At 29.2% G+C, this 253-nt stretch carries 1 pseudogene; it reads left to right on the top strand.

Going from position 1 to position 253, the window contains the following annotated elements:
- Window positions 1-253 (top strand): annotated as a pseudogene (locus SCA31_RS24580) (acyl transferase); the annotation flags it as partial.

Below are 253 nucleotides of genomic sequence, written 5' to 3'. Positions count from 1 at the left end.
CTTGCTTCCAAGCTATTTGGAAAAACAAAATTCTTCCTTAATATATATGGTAGATTATTTGATGAAGAAATCTGCCAAGCCTGAAAACGGATATTTTCTTTACAATCATTCAGATTTATTTGAGCTTCTAAACACTCTGAAAGATAAAAAAGTCATTCTTTTCGGAGTTTCTTTTGCACTTTTAGATTTTCTGGATTTTTGTAACTCAAACACTTCAACATTCCAACATTCCAACAATTTTACAATTATAGAA

Origin of the sequence: Chryseobacterium sp. SIMBA_028 (genome assembly GCF_046535285.1) — a bacterium.
In the GTDB taxonomy this organism is placed as follows: domain Bacteria; phylum Bacteroidota; class Bacteroidia; order Flavobacteriales; family Weeksellaceae; genus Chryseobacterium.
The sequence above is the reverse complement of the archived record's forward strand: the minus strand, read 5'-3'. Positions and strand labels throughout refer to the sequence as shown.